Origin of the sequence: Faecalicatena faecalis (assembly GCF_012524165.2) — a bacterium.
Lineage (GTDB): Bacteria > Bacillota > Clostridia > Lachnospirales > Lachnospiraceae > Faecalicatena_A > Faecalicatena_A faecalis.
Map to the genome: position 1 here is coordinate 84,166 of NZ_JABACJ020000020.1, position 18,359 is coordinate 102,524.

At 44.4% G+C, this 18,359-nt stretch carries 18 protein-coding genes; 13 read left to right on the plus strand and 5 right to left on the minus strand.

Going from position 1 to position 18,359, the window contains the following annotated elements; genetic code table 11:
• Positions 1-69: 69 nt before the first annotated feature.
• From HGO97_RS17695 to HGO97_RS17720, 6 genes are all read left to right on the plus strand, one after another.
• Positions 70-1,065 carry an asparaginase gene (locus HGO97_RS17695; protein WP_216244253.1) on the plus strand — a complete coding sequence of 332 codons (996 nt, stop codon included), beginning with the start codon at positions 70-72 and terminating at the stop codon, positions 1,063-1,065.
• A gap of 26 nt (positions 1,066-1,091) precedes the next feature.
• Positions 1,092-2,264, plus strand: a complete 1,173-nt coding sequence (locus HGO97_RS17700) for a M24 family metallopeptidase (protein ID WP_216244254.1) — start codon at positions 1,092-1,094, stop codon at positions 2,262-2,264.
• 142 nt (positions 2,265-2,406) lie between these two features.
• A complete protein-coding gene (locus tag HGO97_RS17705) occupies positions 2,407-3,267 on the plus strand; it encodes an ABC transporter substrate-binding protein (RefSeq protein ID WP_216244255.1) in 861 nt (286 codons plus the stop codon).
• A 60-nt stretch (positions 3,268-3,327) separates the two neighbouring features.
• A complete protein-coding gene (locus HGO97_RS17710; RefSeq protein WP_216244256.1) occupies positions 3,328-3,987 on the plus strand; it encodes an amino acid ABC transporter permease in 660 nt (219 codons plus the stop codon).
• An 11-nt stretch (positions 3,988-3,998) separates the two neighbouring features.
• Positions 3,999-4,664 carry an amino acid ABC transporter permease gene (locus tag HGO97_RS17715; protein ID WP_216244257.1) on the plus strand — a complete coding sequence of 222 codons (666 nt, stop codon included), beginning with the start codon at positions 3,999-4,001 and terminating at the stop codon, positions 4,662-4,664.
• A gap of 46 nt (positions 4,665-4,710) precedes the next feature.
• The gene (locus HGO97_RS17720) at positions 4,711-5,439 is read left to right on the plus strand and encodes an amino acid ABC transporter ATP-binding protein (protein WP_216244258.1); all 729 of its coding nucleotides are present in this window, start codon (positions 4,711-4,713) and stop codon (positions 5,437-5,439) included.
• Positions 5,440-5,520: 81 nt separating this feature from the next.
• Here the strand turns inward: HGO97_RS17720 and HGO97_RS17725 are convergent, their stop codons facing one another.
• Positions 5,521-5,943 carry a hypothetical protein gene (locus tag HGO97_RS17725; protein WP_246597554.1) on the minus strand — a complete coding sequence of 141 codons (423 nt, stop codon included), beginning with the start codon at positions 5,941-5,943 and terminating at the stop codon, positions 5,521-5,523.
• Positions 5,944-6,127: 184 nt separating this feature from the next.
• On the opposite strand from HGO97_RS17725, the gene cls reads away from it, so the two are divergent.
• The 3 genes from cls to HGO97_RS17740 all read left to right on the plus strand — a co-directional run bounded on the left by cls (position 6,128) and on the right by HGO97_RS17740 (position 9,197).
• Positions 6,128-7,603, plus strand: a complete 1,476-nt coding sequence (gene cls, locus HGO97_RS17730; protein ID WP_216244260.1) for a cardiolipin synthase — start codon at positions 6,128-6,130, stop codon at positions 7,601-7,603.
• A 154-nt stretch (positions 7,604-7,757) separates the two neighbouring features.
• On the plus strand, positions 7,758-8,825 hold the full coding sequence (gene tig, locus HGO97_RS17735; protein ID WP_216244261.1) for a trigger factor: 1,068 nt from the start codon (positions 7,758-7,760) through the stop codon (positions 8,823-8,825).
• Between the two features lie 129 nt (positions 8,826-8,954).
• A complete protein-coding gene (locus HGO97_RS17740) occupies positions 8,955-9,197 on the plus strand; it encodes an HPr family phosphocarrier protein (RefSeq protein ID WP_216244262.1) in 243 nt (80 codons plus the stop codon).
• A 115-nt stretch (positions 9,198-9,312) separates the two neighbouring features.
• On the opposite strand, the gene HGO97_RS17745 is transcribed toward HGO97_RS17740, so the two are convergent.
• From HGO97_RS17745 to HGO97_RS17760, 4 genes are all read right to left on the minus strand, one after another.
• The gene (locus tag HGO97_RS17745) at positions 9,313-10,347 is read right to left on the minus strand and encodes a LacI family DNA-binding transcriptional regulator (protein WP_216244263.1); all 1,035 of its coding nucleotides are present in this window, start codon (positions 10,345-10,347) and stop codon (positions 9,313-9,315) included.
• 159 nt (positions 10,348-10,506) lie between these two features.
• A complete protein-coding gene (locus HGO97_RS17750) occupies positions 10,507-11,106 on the minus strand; it encodes a hypothetical protein (RefSeq protein ID WP_216244264.1) in 600 nt (199 codons plus the stop codon).
• Between the two features lie 28 nt (positions 11,107-11,134).
• On the minus strand, positions 11,135-12,688 hold the full coding sequence (locus tag HGO97_RS17755) for a sodium:solute symporter family protein (protein ID WP_216244265.1): 1,554 nt from the start codon (positions 12,686-12,688) through the stop codon (positions 11,135-11,137).
• 50 nt (positions 12,689-12,738) lie between these two features.
• A complete protein-coding gene (locus HGO97_RS17760) occupies positions 12,739-12,951 on the minus strand; it encodes a hypothetical protein (protein ID WP_216244266.1) in 213 nt (70 codons plus the stop codon).
• A gap of 405 nt (positions 12,952-13,356) precedes the next feature.
• Here HGO97_RS17760 and HGO97_RS17765 point away from each other — a divergent pair, with 405 nt between their 5' ends.
• The 4 genes from HGO97_RS17765 to HGO97_RS17780 all read left to right on the plus strand — a co-directional run bounded on the left by HGO97_RS17765 (position 13,357) and on the right by HGO97_RS17780 (position 18,314).
• The gene (locus HGO97_RS17765; RefSeq protein ID WP_216244267.1) at positions 13,357-15,000 is read left to right on the plus strand and encodes a class I adenylate-forming enzyme family protein; all 1,644 of its coding nucleotides are present in this window, start codon (positions 13,357-13,359) and stop codon (positions 14,998-15,000) included.
• Positions 14,997-16,592 (plus strand): acyl CoA:acetate/3-ketoacid CoA transferase, encoded by a 1,596-nt coding sequence (locus tag HGO97_RS17770; protein WP_216244268.1) that lies wholly within the window; start codon positions 14,997-14,999, stop codon positions 16,590-16,592. Before HGO97_RS17765 ends, HGO97_RS17770 begins: the two co-directional genes overlap by 4 nt.
• A 60-nt stretch (positions 16,593-16,652) precedes the next feature.
• A complete protein-coding gene (gene fabG, locus HGO97_RS17775) occupies positions 16,653-17,396 on the plus strand; it encodes a 3-oxoacyl-ACP reductase FabG (RefSeq protein WP_216244269.1) in 744 nt (247 codons plus the stop codon).
• A 75-nt stretch (positions 17,397-17,471) separates the two neighbouring features.
• Positions 17,472-18,314: a 3-hydroxyacyl-CoA dehydrogenase family protein gene (locus HGO97_RS17780; protein ID WP_216244270.1), complete on the plus strand. Its 843-nt coding sequence runs from the start codon at positions 17,472-17,474 to the stop codon at positions 18,312-18,314.
• The last annotated feature ends 45 nt before the right edge of the window (positions 18,315-18,359 follow it).

Sequence of the window (18,359 nt, forward strand, 5' to 3'; positions counted from 1 at the left end):
CATTTATTTGATTTTAAATCCAAAATCAGAAAATGTAAAAAATTACTAATACATCGAAAGGAAAAGAAAGTGAATACGAAAGTGCTGTTTGAGGAATACAGGGCAGATATTTTGGAGTGCGTTCATTCTGGGACTGTCTGTGTAGTAGACAAGAAAGGAGTCATCGCCTCTGTGGGGGATACAGATTGGACCTGCTTTTACAGAAGTGCTTCAAAACCGATTCAGTCTCTTCCAGTGCTGATTCATGGATTAGACAAAAAGTACGGACTGACAGAGGAAGAGATGGCACTGTTTTCAGGATCGCACTGGGGCGACCAGGAACATGTCAGGGTATTAGAGTCAATCATGGAAAAAACCGGGCTAAAGGAAGAACAGATGATTATGCTTCCGACTTATCCGAACCGAGTTTTCGAAAGGGAACGGCTGCTGAAAAACCATATGCCGCCCCGCAAGATCTATCATAATTGTTCGGGAAAACATCTGGGCATGATGCTGCTGGCAAGAGAATTGGAAGGGAAGGTGTCGGATTATTGGGTGCGCTCTAGCCGGACACAGCAGGAAATCCTGGAAATTATTTCGATGATGACAGATGTGGCGGTGAAGGAGATACAGATAGGGGTCGATGGATGTGGGGTTCCTGTATATGCGGTACCTTTCCATGCAATCGCAGATTCTTATCTCAGGCTGGTATGTCCAGAGCTGATCAAAGATTCGGTACTGCGCAGAGCGGTAGAACAAAATGTCAGGATGATACACCAGTTCCCCCATATGATTGCCGGAAAGGATGTTGTATGTTCAGTTCTTGCATCCAGCGGGGATCTGCTTGGTAAAAGCGGTGCAATGGGGGTATATGCAATGGGAATCCGTTCCCTGGGCGTTGGAATCGCAGCCAAGATCATGGATGGCAGCCATGATGAATTTGCGGCGGTCGTACAAAGAGTGTTTGAGGAGCTGGGCTATGTGAATCACGAGGTGACCCGAAGGTTGGAAGAGTTGTACCCATCGACCATTGTAAATGACAATTTAGAGACGGTGGGATATCGAAGGTCTGTTTTTCAGCTTTAGAAAAGTAAAAGAAAAGGAGATGTAACATGCAGGAGGAGTTGATTCGAATTCCGAGAACGGAATTCACGGGGCGTTGGGAAAAGGTTCAGATGCTGATGCAGGAACAAAATTTGGATATGATTCTTGCTTACAGCGATGACAGGGCAACTTACGGGAATGCTTATGCGAGATATTATACAGATCTGCAGACGCATTTTGAGCCGGTGATAGTCCTGTTCGCGGCAGGCATCCCTCCGGTCATAATGACCGGACCGGAGACCGATGGGTATGCGAAGGAGAGAGCGGCAGTCCAGGAGATTCGGGTATTATCTGAACTGGCAGCAGAGGATGAGGATTATCCGTTTTCAAGAGTAGAAACTTTGGGGCAGATCGTAGGAGAGTATGTAGGAAAAGTACCGAAACGGATCGGACTGGCTCCTAAGGTGTTGATGGGGGCGGAACTATATGAAGCGATCCTTGAGACTTTCCCGGAGGCGGAATTTGTGGATGTGGATAAGCTTCTGGCACCTTTGCGGGGAATTAAGTCCCAGAGTGAGATCAAAGTGATCACGAAGGCCTATGAGATTGCCAATGCAGGAATGCGGGCAGCCGTAGAGGCTGTCAGACCGGGAGTTACAGAGCGGGAAGTGGCAGCGGAGGCGGAGTATGTGATGCGCAAGATGGGGTGCGAGGGGTACGGTATTGATCCAATCGTTGCCACCGGTCCGAATACATACCATGTACTTGCAAGAACGACGTCAAGGGTAATCGAGGAAAATGACGTTGTCGTAATCACTCTGGCACCAAGATATGAAGGTTATCACGGAGCCTTAGGCAGAACAATCCTTGTAGGAGAACCTGGGGAGAAGGCCGAGCAGGCAGTGAAAGCAATGATAAAGGCACAGAATCTCTGTGCAGACAATCTGATTCCAGGTAAGGCAGGAAGTCAGGTGGAAGCGATGGGAAGACAAGTGATGAAGGAAGCTGGATATGAAAAGAACTTTATGTATTCCGGCCTTCATAGCGTTGGGGTCATCGAATTTGAGCCGCCGATTCTGGGACCTTCCAGCAATACTATCATCCAAAAGGACATGGTTATTTCCGTTGATATCCCATTGTTCGAGGCAGATGTCCAGGGGATGAGAATGGAGGATGGATACCTGATTACAGAGACAGGGTGCAGAAGACTCACAGATTGTCCGCAGTGGATTAAAAAGTAGAGGCAGTTTTATAAAAGGAAAGAGGGGGGATAGAAAAGCGGCTATCAAATACAACGTTAACCTCATCAAGGAAGTGGCGAAGCGGATCGTGGATTTCTGCTTTGACTAGAAAACAAGGGTAAAGAAGAATGGAGGAAAAGTCATGGGAAAGTGCATGAAAAAGGTTTTATCAGTAGCTTTAGCGATTGGATTAATTGCAGGTATGGCAACCGGCTGCAGCTCATCTAAGAAGGAATCTTCAAAGAACAATGATGCGGCAGCAAAAGAGGAGGGAAGTGGAAGCGCAACTCTGGATGCGATTTTGGAAAAGGGAAAGATCGTTGTGGGATGTTCTTTGAACGGAGCACCGATCGGATTCACCGATGACAGCGGAAAAGAGATGGGATACGATGTCGACTGGGCCAACAGGCTGGGTGAGGTTCTGGGCGTTGATGTAGAAATCGTCAATGTAGATGCCGAGACTCGTCTCCCGGCGTTGACATCAGGCCGTGTAGATGTTCTGTTTGCGAATGTGACTGGAAATCTGGAACGTGCACAGTCTGTTGATTTCTCTATCCCGTATCTGCGTGCAGGAATTAAAATGTTGACGGCAGCAGGCTCAGAGCTTCATACATTAGAAGACCTGAACAATCCTGATGTAACGGTATCTGTCAACCGTGGGTCTACCGGGGAAGCACTTGTGACAGAGTATGCACCGGATGCGAATATCCTGTATGTAGATAACTTTACAGACTCCGTTCTTCAGGTGGAGCAGGGAAAAGCAGATGCTGCGTTTGAAGACAATACGGTCGTGGAATATGCAGCGTCACAGAACGATAAGCTGGAAGCGCAGGAAAAGATGTATACTTCTGATCCGATCTGTGCGGCATGCAGGAAAGGCGATATGGAATTTACCCGGTATCTGGACATGTTCGTATCATGGCAGATCAGTTCTGGATGGCAGTCTGATACTTATGAAAAATGGTGGGGAACAAAACCGGCAGAATTAAATTACCTGTGGTAGTGACCACAACAGATGCCTGCCTGTGCAGGGCGGGCATCTGTGTACAGCAGGAGGAGACAAATGTATAAACTAAACTTCAATTTTCTTGAGCGATATGGAGACATGCTGCTGGATGGAATGAAGATGACGGTGATCATTGTGGCCTGGTGTCTTGTGATTGGACTTGTATTAGGAACGGTCATGGCACTGCTCAAACAATCAAAAGTGCGGATTCTGCGTATCTTTGCCACAGTCTATGTTGATATTCTCAGGAATACTCCGTTTCTGGTCCAGCTTTTCTTCTTTTTCTATGGTCTCCCGGCACTGGGAATCCAAACGGATGCAATGGCGACTGCGGTCATTGCCTTAGGAATCAATACAAGTGCACAGAACTGTGAAATCATCAGATCGGGGCTTTTAGCTGTAAAAAAAGATTATTACGAGTGTTCTGGGGCGTTGGGATATACCAAAATGCAGACATTATGGTATTTTGTGCTTCCGATATCCTTCCGTCTTGCCTTTAAATCCCTGGTAAATAACTTTATCAATCTGGTCCTTACCTCTTCTGTCTGCTTTTCCATTACCGTGGTCGAAACAATGGGCGCAGCAAAAATTATTGTGGGCAGGACATCAAGGCCGTTTGAAATCTATCTGATGATATTATTATGTTACTGCGTATTTACATATATCATTTCTTTTATTGCGAAACTGGTCGACAGAAAAATACACATTGTACTATAGGAGGGACTGAAATGTCATTTTACGATTATGCGAACCTGACGGGGAATGATGCCATGCAGTACCTTCGGGCAGCAGGAGTGACCCTATATATTACGTTAATGTCCCTGCTGATCGGAACGATACTGGGCGTGGTACTTGGACTGATCCGATGCTCTAAAAATAAGGTGATCAGTATACTGCCGCTCATTCTGATAGAACCATTACGAAATTCACCATTAGTGACACAGCTATTCCTCATATTTTATGGTCTGCCTATAATAGGGGGAATAATGTTGGATCCGTTTCCGGCTGCAATCCTGGCACTCTCTTTAAATACAGCGGCATTTATGGCAGTTCTGGTACATAATAGTGTTTCTGCGATTCCACAGGGGCAGTGGGAAGCAGGACTGGCTCTGGGGCACAGCAGAGGATCTACCTTTATCCATGTAATATCAAGACAAGCACTGAGACTTTTGGTGCCTCAGGCGATCACACTATATATTTCCCAGCTTCAGTGCTCTTCATTAGTTGCATTGATCGGAATCATGGACCTGACGAAATTAGGGCAGAATCTGGCACTCCGCACCTTGAAGCCGTTCCTGATCTATGGGATCGTCTTTTTGATCTATTACGTGATATCCAGTCCTTTGTCACGTCTGGCAAAGAGCCTGGAGAAGAAATTGTCATTCCATTATTAGAGCGTGGAACGCTATTAAGATAAGAGAGGTGAAGAGAACAATGTCTATGATTGAAGTGAAAAATGTTACGAAGAGTTTTGGTGATCTGACAGTATTAAAAGATTTCAGTGTAGATTTCAATCAGGAGGGGGTAACTGTTCTCCTTGGTCCGAGCGGAACGGGAAAAAGTACCCTTTTGAGATGCATAAATGGGTTGGAAACAATTGACGGCGGAGATATCATTGTGAATGGTCTGTCTGTAAAGGAGAAAAAGAATTTGCGGCAGATACGTCTGGATTGTGGTATGGTCTTTCAGAGAACCGTCTTATTCCCACATTTAAATGTAATGCAGAATTTAACTATGAGTCCTATAAAGCTTCTGAAAATGAACAAAAAGGAAGCAGAAGAAAAAGCTGTTCTTTATTTGAAAAAAGTGGGGCTGGAATCCAAGGCAAAGGCGATGCATAATGAGCTCTCAGGCGGTGAACAGCAGAGGATAGCGATTGCGAGAGCACTGATGATGAATCCTAAGGCTTTGCTGCTGGATGAAGTGACATCAGCACTTGACCCGGAGATGACAAGTGAGGTGCTGAAAATACTGGAGACGCTGGCGCAGGAAGGGGTATGTATGTTATGCGTGACCCATGAAATGCAGTTCGCAAAGCATGTGGCAAGCAGAATTATTTTTATGGATAAAGGGATTGCTGCGGCGGATGAGACGGCGGAAAACTTCTTTTCTGTTGTTAGGAAAGAAAATGAGAGAATTGCTAAATTCCTGCAGTTTATTGGAGAGTAATATAGAAGTAAAAAAATAACCACAGTTTCTGGTAATTCTTTCTCAAGAATGGATATCAGAATGCTGTGGTTATTTATTTTCTTATTTGTCTTTTTTGAATCGTGCGAAGAATCCCTTCTTTTTCTGTGGAGCTTCCAATGGTCCTCGAAGTCCTCTTACGGCTGTTATGTAGATACCGCTGACGGTTGCTTTGACTTCCTTCTTTACCGGAATCAATGGGAATACTTCTGCATCGCACATCAGTGTCATGATCTTGGGACCGACCTTTGCTTTTACGACCGGGACTTTAGTGCGTCTTAAATACTTCGGGGTATTCTCAACTACGACTGCAGGAAAACCTGCTCCTTTTAACTTCATCTTGCCCTTATCAATGATCAGCATATTGACATTCTGTGCGGCTGCGTCCATCTGTTCTTTCTGTGCTGCCTGTTTCTTCTCAGCTTTCTTGCCGAAGAAATAAAGTGCGACTAATGCAATGACTAAAAGAACAAGCACAATGAGCATTATCTTTAAACCTAAATTCACGACGAACCCTCCTAAAAATACTCTTTTTCCGCGATTATGCAGTAGTATTGTACCATTCTTTGGGGGGAAGTGCAAGTAATTTGGCATTTTAGGGTTACTTTTCCTACGAGAAGATAGTATAATCAATTATGTTACATACAGACAAAGAAGGAGTTTTAATTTTATGGCAGAAACGTTATGGAATGGATTGACATCAGCTTATAATTTTGTCATGGATAATCTGTTCATCATCAATATTTTTCTTTCTCTGGTCATTATTTTCTTTCAGAGACGTTCCCCGCAAACTGTGTGGACTTGGCTTCTTTTGCTCTATTTTATCCCGATTCTTGGATTTATTCTTTATCTGGTCATCGGACAGGATTTCCATAAGAGCAGGATGTTCAAGGCAAAGGAGATAGAAGGAGAGCTGAAATATGCGGTCCGGAGGCAAGAGGAGACAATATATAGGAAGCAGCTAAGACTTGCGAATCCTGAGATGGCAAGATTCAAGGATCTGATTCTTTATAATCTGGAGGCGGGCGAAGCGGTACTGACGGATAATAACGATGTGCGTATCTATACGGACGGAAAAGAAAAGTTCCGCGCATTGATTGATGAGATGAAGCAGGCAAAACGTTATATCCATATGCAGTATTACATTATCCGTAACGATGAATTATGGCAGGAGATAGAGCCTGTATTGATAGAGAAGGCCAAAGAAGGCATTGAGGTCAGGGTATTATTTGACAGCATGGGATGCCGGACGATGCATAATAAAGATTGGGAGCGGCTGGAAAAGGGCGGCGTACAGGTCGCAGAGTTCTTCCCGGCGCTTTTAGGGCAGCTTCAGCTCCGTGTGAATTACCGAAATCATAGGAAGATCGTGGTGATTGACGGACGTGTAGGTTTTGTCGGTGGATTTAATGTGGGAAGAGAGTATCTGGGTCTGGATAAGAAGTTCGGTTACTGGCGGGATACCCATCTTTGTATTGAGGGGGCGGCGGTCACCTCACTGGCAGTACGTTTTGTGCTGGATTGGAACTACGCGGCGAAGGAGAATCTGTTCTTACAGGATCATCTGTTCGAAATCCCCGATTATGTGAGGAACGGGCATGATCCGGTGCAGATTATTTCCAGCGGGCCGGACTCCCAGACAAAGACGATACATGATAACTATCTTCGCCTCATCCACAGTGCGAAGGAACATATCTATCTGCAGACGCCTTATTTTATCCCGGACGATTCTATTTTTGATGCATTGAAGATTGCAAGCCGTTCTGGAATCGATGTGCGGATCATGGTACCATGTAAGCCAGATCATCCATTCGTTTACTGGGCAACGTATTCCTATCTCGGGGATATGGTGGCAGCAGGTGCGAAGTGCTATGTATATGATAACGGTTTCCTTCATGCTAAGACGCTGAGCGTGGACGGAATGGTGGCTTGTGTGGGAACTGCTAATATGGATATCCGCAGCTTTGGGCTGAATTTCGAGGTCAACGCAGTTGTGTACAGTGAGAGGACCGTACAGCGTCTGGAACGTGCCTTTGAGAATGATATGACAAAATGTACCCATGTGACACGTAAGGTATATGATCAGAGAGGCTTGATCATTCGGGTGAAGGAGCAGTTCTCGAGACTTCTTTCTCCGCTGCTGTAATATTTTGGCTGGTGGGAATAGGAGATACTGTGAAAAGTCTATGAACCCCCTTTAAAATAGGAAGAAAATGTGATATAACGGTAAAGTATGCAGACTGGACGGCAGGTATTGCGTTTCTGCACGAATATAGAGAAGGACAACATGAGGTGAAAGAATGAAGAAGAGATTATTGGCACTGACAATGAGTGTTTTGATGGCAGCATCGCTTGCAGGCTGCAGCAAACAGCTTTCTAATGAATATATTACGGTCAAGCAGTATGACGGGCTTGAGGTTCCGAAGGCAGAAGCAACAGAGGTGACGGACGTAGATGTTGAGAATTCGATCAATGGCCGGCTTTCTGCAGCAGCGACTACAGAGGAGATAACAGACCGTGCAGCACAGGACGGTGATACGGTGAATATCGATTATAAAGGAACTGTGGATGGAGCAGAGTTTGAAGGCGGTTCTGCACAGGGCAGTGACCTTGTTTTAGGTTCAGGCAGCTTTATCGGAGCCAATGGTGATTATAAGGGATTCGAGGAGCAGATCGTCGGACACAACATAGGAGAGACATTTGATATTACAGTACAGTTCCCGGAGAACTACCCTGATATGGCGAATAAAGTTGCTGTATTCAACATTAAGCTCAATAAGATTTCTGTTCAGCATGTTCCGGAATTGACGGATAAGTGGGTCAAGGAGAATAGTGAAAAATCCAAGACTGTGGAAGAGTATAAGAAGGAAGTCAAGAAGGAACTGGAAAAGAACAATAAGGAGAGCGTAAAGAGCACTCTGCAGAATAGTGTTATGGAGGCTCTCGTAGATCAGATCGAGGTGAAGAAGCTGCCGGAGGATCAGGTCAAGGATCAGATGGCATCCATTGAATCCTACTATCAGCAGATGGCAGCTGTTTACGGGATGGAGTTCGAGGATTTCCGTGACCAGATGATGCAGATGTCTGAGGATGATTTTAACAAAGAGTCCAAGAATGCAGCCGAGACAGCAGTGAAAAGAAAGCTGGCATGTGAACTGATTGCGAAGAAGAAGAATCTGGAGCCTTCTGACAAGGAATATGAGAAGCAGATCAAGGAATACGCCGGAGATCAGGATGTAAAGGAGTTCAAGGAGCAGGTTGGAGAAGATGTGTTAAAGAATACGATCCTGCAGCAGAAGGTTGCAGAATATCTTGTTGATAATTGTGTGCAGGTGGAGCAGACCAACAGTACTGAGGAAGCAAAATAAAAGAGATTCGACAAATTTCGACAAATAAAGTCCTGAAAAATTACAAATAAAGTCCTTGCTTTCTGGGAATAAATCCCAGTATTATGGATAGAATAATCATATACACAAAGTAAAGGAGGAAAACAGGACATGCAAAAAGTTGAAATTTGTTTTCGCCGGCCAGAAGATATTACTGAGTTTGTGGATATAATGAATCAGTATGAATACGATATTGACCTGAAAAGTGGAAAAAATATAGTAGATGCGAAATCCCTTCTGGGAGTGATTGCAATCAGCAAGGCGGACGGAGTAGAACTTGTCATCCATAGTGATGACTGTGCGGAACTTTTGGAGAAGATCCAGGGGTATGCACGTAGCAGGAAGATAGCATAATATAGCAACATCAAGAAAGTAGAGGAGCGGATAGCGAATATCCGCTTTAACGAAGACACATATGAGAATCCCCGGTATCGTTATGATGCCGGGGATTTAATCGTTAGAAGAGTTTTTAAGGCTCTTGATAGTGCTGGGTCGTATTGCGGACAATAAGAGTGGGCTCTATGATCACTCGCTTTGGTTCCTTGGGCGGATCAGTTAACAACTGAAGCATAAGATCAGCCGCCTCCTTGCTCATGGTTTCTACATGCTGGCTTACTGTGGTCAACTGTATCTGATGCAGGCTGGAATAAGCGATATCATCGAAGCTGACAATAGAGATGTCATCGGGGATGCGAATGCCATGTTCGCCGCAGTAATTCATGAATCCGAGCGCAAGCAGATCATTGGCAATTAAAAACGCGGACGGGCGCTGTTTCGTCTCCCGGGGCGTGCTAAAAATGCTTTCTGCAGCTTGGTAGCCTGTATTCATTCTCCAGTCCAGATCATACAGGCAGTAATCAGCATGATAATCCAACTGATAGTTATTCAATGCCTGCTGAAATCCCTGAAAACGTTGTGAAGAGGCGCTGGAGCTTTTGTTCTGTCCGGCAAGAAAGCCGATTCTTTTGTGTCCCAGATTAATCAGATGCCTCGCCGCAATATAACCAGCCTGGAAGTTGTCTGTTACGATCAGGGGGCCGTTATAGTGCTTGGTGATACGGTTCACAAGGAGGACGGGGATATCAAGATGTCCCAGATACTTGTCAGCCTCCTCACTGTTCACGGTCACGAGTATGATACCGGAATAGTTGTACTGTTCTGCAAACTGGATAAACTGTTTTTCTTTTTTATAGTCATATTCACTGTTAAATGTCGTTACGATGAATCCCTTTGTGTCCAGTGCCTTCTGGATGCCAAAGGCCAGATCGGCATAAAAAGGATTCCTGATATCTCCTAAGATCAGGGCTACCATATTGCTGCGTCCGCGGCTTAAACTTTGTGCTACTGTGTTGGGACGGTATCCTATTTCATCTACGAATTCAAGGATCTGCTTACGTACAGAGTCACTGACTCCAGGAGCATTGTTCATTGCCCGTGATACGGTAGATGGTGAAACCCCAAGCATTTTTGCTACCTGCGAGATGGTGTAAGGTTTTTCACTCATAATCTGCCTCCTAATAAGCGGGAATATTAAGCATACTTTCTATTTTCTGCTATTGTGTTTATTATACCGCGTGACATGGAAAAAGGAAAGCGGTTACTTAGAAAAACCTCCCGGCATAAAAGAGTCCGGGAGGCTGGAAGTGTTTGATGTTTAAACTGATTAATGACAGGTCAGTGAAAATAAGATTTCTTTGTAGATCTCGTTTTTCTTATCGAAATCCTCAGGTGTGGAAGCTATATTTGCAATGACAAGCCGTTTTGTTACAGGGCAGTAGGTAGTGAGCTGCATAGCCATGATTGTTTCTTCCTGTCCCATAGAGCGGTAAACAGAGTGATTAGCACGTATGGAAGAGTACATAAGGTACGCTTTATGCGGCATATTATCAAGTGGCTCTATGGAAAGAATCTCAAAATGGTCTTTTTTATTTTTCTTTTGTTTCTTTTCATACTGTCTCTGGACCTCTTCCATGTATTCGTCGATGTTCGTATCCTTTTTCAACTTTGCCCAACGAAGGGAGAGAGAAGCCTGATCAGCACATTTTTTGTCAGCGGAGCGGTCGATCTTTGCAAAACCATCATGGAATGCAAAGGATTTGCTCGGGTTTACGAAAACATGCCATGTATCAGGATGTTTGATACCTACCTGATATACCTGAAATGGAATCAGGTTATATGTATCGGGTACTAATTCATGCAGTTCAGATTCCTGTTCTGTTTCTTTTTCAGCTAAGTTTGTCCTTGTTAATAATTTAAACATCATTTACGACCTCCAATTTTAAAATAAAATATTATTTTTCGTTTACAGCAGCAATTGTAGCGTCTGTCAAAGAAGTAAGCTCAGCACCAGAGTAGATGATAGAATCGATTCTGGTATGATATTTTGCGATGATTTCCTCTGGTACTTTTGTGCAGAGACTTACGATAACCAATAATGCTGTGTTGACTACAAGTGCCCAGATCAAAGCGGAGAATCCAAGCGGCGGTGTTACTATAAATGTAAAGATAATTGCTACGATCAGACCGGATACAGTTCCTGCGATTGCACCTTCCTTGGTAGCCTTTTTCCAGAATAATCCGGCAACAGTTGCTGGAAGGATCTGGGCAAAGAACGGTGAAGAAAGCTTATATGCATAATCTGTAATAGAAGCTGGTCTGACAGCTACGATAATAAGTGTGATGATCATCAGCACCAATAATACGATACGGCCAAACTTTACAACCTGTTTTGAATCTGAGGATCTTCCCTTTAATTCGTAAACATGATGCAGGTAGATATCTCTTGAAGCCATTGCACTTGCGGATAAGAGCAGAGAGTCTGCTGTGGATACACCGAAAGCGAAGAGGCAGAGCAAGGAGATAAATGCAATAAACGGAGGAGCATACTGTGTAGACAGTACTGCTACGATGTTGTCTGGTTTGTCAAAGCCTGCACCTAAGATAGCAGGAGCAAGGATTGCACCGATTAATACGATTGGTGTATATACTAAAACGTAGGAAATCGGCATAGCCCATGACATCTGACGGAAGTTCTCTTTGCTGGATGCAACAAAGGTTCTCATGAAAATGTGAGGCCATACTACTGTTGCGATAGCTCCGGTCAAGGCGTTTCCTACGATACCTTTCCAATCAAATGCACCGTTAGGACCAGGTGTGGAAAGAATGTCAAAGGTACCATTCTGTCTCATAATATCAACTGCTTCTACGAACCCGCCATTCGGGAAGTAGTGCATTGTCAGATAAACGATAAGTGTTAATAATGTACCAAAACCAAGGCACATATGGAAGGTATCCATCCAGGCAACAGATCCCATACCGCCTCCGATGATATGAAGGGATACAACGATCGTACCTACGGCAACAGCGATAACATAAGGTACCATTCCTTCTGTTGTTACTACGACAGCATCACCGATGGCAATGAGCTGCATTGCTACATACGGGATGATGAAAAGAATCAGTACGATGGATACGAGCAGGCCATAACCTTCTGAATAATATCTGGATCTTAAATAATCAACTGGTGTAGTGAAACCGTACTCTTTTCCAAGAAGCCACAGGCGGTAACCAAGAATAACGAACATAAGTCCGGCTACCATACCACCGGTATTGGAATAAAATCCGATTCCGTCTTTATAAATTCCTGATGGTGCTCCGTAAAAGGCAAGAGCACTGAATACGGAGATTGATGTGGTACATAATAGGACGAAAGGATTCAGTCCTCTGTCTGCAGTGAAGAACTTTTCAGATGATTCACTGGTTGATTTGAAGGAACGAAAGCCGTGCCATACAATAAAGATAGCATATGCCAAAATTCCCAAACTAATAAATACTGCTGGTTTCATTATATTATCCTCCTTATTTCTCTTTTGTCATAGATCCATTACTTTTTAAATCATGATTTCACATGCTTTTGTGTGTTGAAAAAAGCATTAAAGTAAATTCCCCAGACAATCGCTGCCGGTACTGGCAGGAAGAGCAGGATACAGAGCTGCAGAGGCAGCCATCCGAATAAGATCGGATTAGGCAGGAAGGTTACCAGGATGTAATCTACAAAGAAATAAATGATATTGAAGATTACAAATGCAATTTTTGAGCTCTTTTTCATAATTTTACTCCTTTCTTTAAAAGTAGTTCTTTGAAAAGACAGTCATGCGACAAGAAAACGATAACTGAAATCGTTAAAAATGTGTACGCAATCGATTTCTTGCGTTTTCTGGTTATGATAATAGCACAGTTGATTTTAGAAAACAATATTTTTGCCGAAAATGAAAACGAATTGTATAATAAATATAAAAACACACCATGTAAATTGTGCAAAAGTGATAAAAATGGTTTTCGTGCACTTATTATAGGAAGAAAACGTAAATAAAGGAAAAATACACAAAAAAGTCCTGAAATATATGGGAAAAATGCACATTGACGAAAAAAAGAGAGTTTGATACTATGTAGAAAAGAGAAAACGGTTGCGTAAAACCGGAAATTGGAATCTGCGATAGTAAGGAGGAGAAAAATGATAGACGGGAATCTCTTATGGGATAAGTCTCTTACCAATGACTTGATTCAAGTACAGTTCCAGGGGAGTCCAATGATAACTACTTTCCCAGGATTACCGGATAATTTGTATATGGCTTTAAAAAGAACTGCTTCTTATTATCCGGAGAAGATCGCTTTATCAGATAATTATGGGAGAGAATATACATATCAAAATTTCCAGCAGAGGTGTGAAGAGCTTTCAGCTTATCTGTACTTTAGAAAAGGAATACGCAAGGGCAGCCACGTGGGGCTGATGATGTACAATTGTGTGGAGTTTTGTGTGTCTTTCCTGGCGCTTAGCAGACTTGGAGCGGTTACGGTACCGCTTCCGAGTAAGTTTAAAGAAAAAGAGGTACTATCACTGGCGAAACGGGCCGAGGTAGAGCTGGTAATCTGTGATGAGCAATATGAAGCATGGTTTCAGGGCGTGTATCAGCCGGAGGCTGTGATGACAGTGCGAAAGGTCGAAGAACAATATGGTTTCTTAGATCTCTATCGTGAATGGGATGCACAGCCGCTTTTAAAAGCACAGGATATAAGCGGACTTGATGGCGTAGAGACGGGCAGCCCTAAAGATGCTGCAATTATTATGTTTACTTCGGGAACGACCTCTGAGAGTAAGGGCGTTTTACTGCGGAATTATAATATTATGCATGCAGTCGAGGCCTACCGCAGGACGCTGGGGATTACAAAGGAAGACATATCGGTCATTGCAACGCCGATTTATCACATAACTGGATTGGTTGCTCTTTTGGGTCTCTTCCTGCACACAGGAGGAACACTTTATCTTCACAAATTCTTTGATGCGTCCAGGGTGATTCGTGAAGCAAGGGAGAAAGGTTTTACATTTATCCATGCATCACCTACGGTGTTCAACCTTTTGATTCAAGAAGGGGAAAATACACCTCCTATTCCGTCGCTTAAGTCCTTTGCCTGCGGGAGCAGTAATATGAATAAGAGCAAGCTTAGGCAGTTACATAAATGGCTTCCAGATTCGAAATTCCACACTGTTTACGGGCTGACGGAGACCAGCTCTCCTGCCACAGTTTTTCCGGGGGATGCAGCCACGAGTACTCACATAGGGGCATCAGGAATACCGATACCAGGGACAAAGTTCATGATCCTGGATGAGGATGGAAAAGAGCTCCCGACAGGAGAGGTCGGAGAAATCGTGGTAAAGGGAAGCGTGGTTCTGGATAGTTATTATAAGCAGAAATCACAGAGTCTAAAGGATGGCTGGCTGTATACAGGCGATCTCGGATATTTTACGGAGGATTCGTATCTATTTGTAGTAGACCGGAAGAAAAATATGATCAACCGCGGCGGTGAAAAGATCTGGTGCTTTGATGTGGAGAATGAATTGACATCCATGGAGGAGATTCAGGATGCAGCGGTCGTAGGAATACCCGACGAGCTTTATGGAGAAGTGGCAGCAGCAGTCGTGCAGCTTCGGACAGGCAGCGAGGTGACACCGGAGATGATCAAGGAGTATCTTGCAGGAAGAATTGCGAAGTACAAGATTCCGGTTAAAATCAAATTAGTTGACAGGGTGCCGCAGACGGCAAATGGAAAAACAGATAAAAATACGATAAAAAAATTATTGATGGAGGATGAAACATGATTAAGGCAAATTTTATCACAGCAGAAGAGGCCGCACGTTTTGTAAAAGACGGTATGACGATTTGTCCGGTCGGCATGACACTTGTAAGTGCCAGCGAGTCTGTGCTAAAGGCTCTGGAGGCTTCATTTTTGGAAACACAGCATCCAGCGGGGCTGACACTGCTCCATTCTTGCGGTCAGAGTGACCGGAAAGACGGAATTCAGCATTTCGCACATGAGGGTATGGTGACCAGAATTATCGGTTCACACTGGGGACTGCAGCCAAGATGGATGGAGATGATCGCAGGAAATAAAGTGGAGGCCTATTGTCTGCCACAGGGACAGATCGCGCAGCTCTATAGAAGCATGGCATGTGGACTGCCAGGCAAGATGTCAAAGGTCGGTCTGGGAACTTTCGTGGATCCAAGACTGGAGGGCGGTAAGATGAACGACCGCACCAAGGAATTGGAGGATATCGTTGAGATCATGGATTACCATGGGGAAGAGTATATGTTCTACAAACAGGTTCCAATCGATATCTGTCTGATCCGTGGAACAGAGTGCGACGAGATGGGGAATCTGACAACAGATGAGGAAGCCATGAAGCTGGAGGTGCTTGCTGCGGTCATGGCGGCAAAGCGGTTTGGCGGAAAGGTAATCGCTCAGGTAAAACGAGTGGTACAGACTGGAACAATTAATCCGAAAAATGTGACGGTTCCGGGTGTATTTATCGATGGTATTGTCGTATGTGAGAATCCTGAGACAGACCACAGACAGACTTCATCCTGGTATTTTGATCCTTCTTACAGCGGGCAGGCGAGAGTACCTCAGAATGCGATTGAACCACTGCCGATGAGTGTGCGGAAGTTCATCGGAAGAAGAGCGATTGAGGAAGTTTATCCGGGATGTGTGGTGAATCTTGGAACGGGAATCCCGAATGACGTTATCGGAAATATCAGTAATGAGGAGGGTATCAATGACGATATCATGATTACTGTTGAATCAGGAATCTACGGAGGTGTTCAGGCGGGAGGCATTGATTTTGGAATCGGCCAGAATCTTTATGCCATGATCGGTCATCATGAGCAGATGGATTATTATAACGGAGCCGGTGTAGATGTGACCTTTATGGGCTTTGGCGAATTAGATGGACAGGGAAATATCAATGCTACGAAGATGGGACCTCGCTGTACGGGGTGCGGTGGATTTATTGATATTACACAGAATGCAAAGAAGGTTGTTTTCTGCGGTACATTTACAGCAAGTGGATGCAAATTTTCGTTCAAAGACCATAAATTGACGATAGAAAATGAAGGTAAGATCCGCAAGATGGTATCCGAGGTCGCACAGTACTCTTTTAACGGTAAGATTTCCCGTGAAAAGGGACAGGAAGTATATATTGTGACAGAACGAGCTGTATTTCAGTTAGTTCCAGATGGAGTTATGTTGATCGAGATTGCCCCGGGTATTGACCTGCAGACACAGGTGCTTGATCTGATGGATTTTGAACCTATTATCAGTAAGGATTTGAAGGTCATGGATGAAGCGTTATTTAATGAAGGGCCTGTTGGAATGCGTGATTTAATTATGAGCAAAAATACACAGGCAGATTAAACGACAGGTTATGGATTTAGAAACAATAATTTATTTATATATCATGAAAGGAGAACAACAATGAGATTAGAAAACAAAGTAGCAATTGTAACTGGTGCAGGAAGAGGACTTGGAAAAGGAATTGCCAAGAAGCTTGCGAAAGAGGGAGCAAAAGTTGTAGTTGCTGATATGGCTCCAGCAGATGAAGCAGTGGCAGAGATTGAGGCAGAAGGTGGAACTGCCTGCACATTTACAGTAAATGTGGCAAAGCAGGAGGAAGTTCAGGCTATGGTGGCATTCGCCATTGAAAAGTATGGAACTTTGGATATTATGGTCAATAATGCGGGAATCAATCGTGATGGAATGCTGCATAAAATGCCGGTTGAAAATTGGAACACAGTCATTGATGTGGATCTGACCGGAACATTTTATGGGACACAGGAAGCAATCAAATATATGAGAAATCAGGGATCAGGCCGTATCATTAACATTTCATCAGGCAGCTGGCTTGGAAATCTGGGCCAGGCGAACTATGCAGCAGCCAAGGCAGGCGTAGTAGGTCTTACTAAAACAGCAGCTCGTGAAAATGCAAGAAAAGGAATTACATGCAATGTCATCTGCCCAGGATTTATTGAGACTGATATGACATTGAAATTAAAGGAAGTCAATGATGGAGCTGCATGGGACAGCATGATGCAGAGAATTCCAATGGGGTATGCTGGAAAGCCAGAGGATGTAGGAAATATGGTTGCTTTCCTGGCATCTGATGAAGCTGCTTATATCACTTCAGAAGTGATTAATGTCGGCGGCGGAATGATTGTATAAGATATCGGAATGGAAGATACATATTCAGTATCATAAATATAGCAGCGTAAAAGGCAGTTGAAGGAGGCGGTATCAGTGAACATAGCTGTAATCGGTGCAGGACTGATGGGAAGCGGAATCGCACAGACCTGTGCACAGGCTGGATATGAAGTAAAGAACATCGATGTATTTGAGCCGGCAATAGAAAAAGCGAAGGCGAACATGGAGAAGCTGTTCGCGAAGAAGATCGCAAAAGGAAGCATGACAGAAGCACAGAGGGACGAGATCTTCGCAAGAATGTCCTACAGCAGCAACATGGAGGATGTCAAAGGGGCGGAGATCATCATTGAAGCAGTGCCAGAAAAGATCGAGCTGAAGAAATCCGTATTCGGGCAGATCGACCAGGCAGCAGACCCGGAGGCGGTCATCGTGTCCAACACCTCTGGACTGAGCATCTCCGAGATGGCAGCAGTGACCAACAGGCCGCATAAAGTGATGGGAGTCCACTTCTTCTATCCGGCCCCGGTCATGAAGCTGGTGGAGCTGGTGCGCGGCATCGCCACGGACGATGAGACCTACAATAAGGTGAGAGAGTTCGCGCTCAGCATTCAGAAGACCGTCGTAGATGCACCGGAATACCCGGGCTTCATCGTGAACCGGATCCTGGTACCGATGCAGAACGAAGCTGCTTTTCTGGTCATGGAGGGCTGCCGGCCTGAGGATGTGGACAACGCCATGAAGTTAGGTGCGAACCACCCAATGGGGCCTTTAGAGCTGACCGACTTCGTCGGAATCGACGTCATGCTCGCGACCATGACCGGATTATATAACGGATTCCATGACAGTAAGTACAGACCGTGCCCACTGCTGGAAACAATGGTGAAGGCCGGGCATCTGGGACGTAAAACAGGCCAGGGATTCTACAAATACGATAAATAAGACAGGATATTTTGAACATGGAGAGCAAAGGGGCCTGGCCCCTTG

Excerpts from the sequence above, each read along its gene's own strand:
- HGO97_RS17700 (WP_216244254.1), top strand. The coding sequence starts at position 1,092 with ATGCAGGAGGAGTTGATTCGAATTCCGAGAACGGAATTCACGGGGCGT.
- HGO97_RS17705 (WP_216244255.1), top strand. The coding sequence starts at position 2,407 with ATGGGAAAGTGCATGAAAAAGGTTTTATCAGTAGCTTTAGCGATTGGA.
- HGO97_RS17710 (WP_216244256.1), top strand. The coding sequence starts at position 3,328 with ATGTATAAACTAAACTTCAATTTTCTTGAGCGATATGGAGACATGCTG.
- HGO97_RS17715 (WP_216244257.1), top strand. The coding sequence starts at position 3,999 with ATGTCATTTTACGATTATGCGAACCTGACGGGGAATGATGCCATGCAG.
- HGO97_RS17720 (WP_216244258.1), top strand. The coding sequence starts at position 4,711 with ATGATTGAAGTGAAAAATGTTACGAAGAGTTTTGGTGATCTGACAGTA.
- HGO97_RS17725 (WP_246597554.1), bottom strand. The coding sequence starts at position 5,943 with ATGCTCATTGTGCTTGTTCTTTTAGTCATTGCATTAGTCGCACTTTAT.
- cls (WP_216244260.1), top strand. The coding sequence starts at position 6,128 with ATGGCAGAAACGTTATGGAATGGATTGACATCAGCTTATAATTTTGTC.
- tig (WP_216244261.1), top strand. The coding sequence starts at position 7,758 with ATGAAGAAGAGATTATTGGCACTGACAATGAGTGTTTTGATGGCAGCA.
- HGO97_RS17740 (WP_216244262.1), top strand. The coding sequence starts at position 8,955 with ATGCAAAAAGTTGAAATTTGTTTTCGCCGGCCAGAAGATATTACTGAG.
- HGO97_RS17745 (WP_216244263.1), bottom strand. The coding sequence starts at position 10,347 with ATGAGTGAAAAACCTTACACCATCTCGCAGGTAGCAAAAATGCTTGGG.
- HGO97_RS17750 (WP_216244264.1), bottom strand. The coding sequence starts at position 11,106 with ATGATGTTTAAATTATTAACAAGGACAAACTTAGCTGAAAAAGAAACA.
- HGO97_RS17755 (WP_216244265.1), bottom strand. The coding sequence starts at position 12,688 with ATGAAACCAGCAGTATTTATTAGTTTGGGAATTTTGGCATATGCTATC.
- HGO97_RS17760 (WP_216244266.1), bottom strand. The coding sequence starts at position 12,951 with ATGAAAAAGAGCTCAAAAATTGCATTTGTAATCTTCAATATCATTTAT.
- HGO97_RS17765 (WP_216244267.1), top strand. The coding sequence starts at position 13,357 with ATGATAGACGGGAATCTCTTATGGGATAAGTCTCTTACCAATGACTTG.
- HGO97_RS17770 (WP_216244268.1), top strand. The coding sequence starts at position 14,997 with ATGATTAAGGCAAATTTTATCACAGCAGAAGAGGCCGCACGTTTTGTA.
- fabG (WP_216244269.1), top strand. The coding sequence starts at position 16,653 with ATGAGATTAGAAAACAAAGTAGCAATTGTAACTGGTGCAGGAAGAGGA.